Raw genomic sequence first — 1302 nt, forward strand, 5'->3', positions numbered from 1 at the left:
ACTCAATTGTTTTTTTCGGCTTTTTTTCAAGCAGGAAACGAAATGGCGGCTTCCCCCAAAATCGATAAAGATGTGCAGGACAACCAGGACAATCCTCAGTTGAGCCTGGAAGAGCAGCGCAAGCGCTTGCGCCAGCTGATTGCGCTGGGCAAGGAGCGTGGCTACCTCACATTCGCTGAAATCAATGACCATCTGCCGGAAGACGTGTCCGACGCCGAGCAGATCGAAAATATCATCGTCATGATCGGTGGTCTGGGTATCCGGGTGACCGAAGAGGCGCCGGATGCTGATACCCTGCTGATGACCGATGCACCGGCAGCGGTCACCGACGAGGATGCGGTTGAAGAAGCTGAGGCCGCCTTGTCGTCGGTTGATGCCGAGTTCGGTCGCACCACCGACCCTGTACGCATGTATATGCGTGAAATGGGTACGGTTGAGTTGCTGACCCGCGAGGGCGAAATCGAAATCGCCAAGCGGATCGAAGACGGCCTCAAGTACATGATCCAGTCCATCTCGGCATGCCCCGGCACGATTGCCGAAGTGCTGGCGCTGATGGACAAGGTCGAGTGTGAAGAGATGCGCATCGACGAAGTTGTTGATGGCTTTATCGATCCGAATGCCAGCGTTGAGGCAGAGACCGAATTTTCCGAGCCGGAAGACGACGAAATGCCGGATGATGACGAGCCGGAAGAGGAAGACGAAGAGGCCGACGCTGAAAGCATCAATGCCGCTAACCTGCTTGCGCTCAAATTGCAGGCGATCGAATTCTTTGCCGATGTGCGCGTGCAATATGCCGGCTTGACCGCCGCGCTGCAGAAATCCGATGCCAAGGCCGCCCAGGCTTGTCAGCAGCAGATCACCGATGCCTTTATGCAGGTGCGTTTTGCTACGCGCCAGATTGAAAGCCTGTGTGACTCCCTGCGCTCGCTGGTCGCTGAAGTGCGTTCGCATGAACGTGAAATTCAGGATATCTGCGTGCAGCGTGTGCGTATGGACCGTAGCCACTTCATCAAGAGCTTCCCTGGTAACGAAATCAATGTTGACTGGGTGGTGAAGGAAATCGAATCCGGCAAGGCCTGGTCCGAAACTTTGGAGCGCTTCAAGCACGCGATTATCGAGCGTCAGACCCGTCTGGCCGATGTCCAGTTGCGCGCCGTGCTGACCATTCCGGCGCTGAAGGAAATCAACCGCCAGATGGCAGCGGGGGAGAAGAAGGCGCGTCTGGCTAAGCGCGAGATGATCGAAGCCAACTTGCGTCTGGTGATTTCGATCGCCAAAAAGTATACCAACCGCGGTCTGCAA

At 56.0% G+C, this 1302-nt stretch carries 1 protein-coding gene; it reads left to right on the forward strand.

What is annotated here, in order from left to right; translation table 11 throughout:
* Positions 1-42: 42 nt before the first annotated feature.
* Positions 43-1302: RNA polymerase sigma factor region1.1 domain-containing protein (locus tag EGI20_RS18705; protein WP_498633197.1), on the forward strand; the 1260-nt coding region annotated here is incomplete at its 3' end.

The organism is Aquitalea sp. S1-19 (assembly GCF_024343515.1).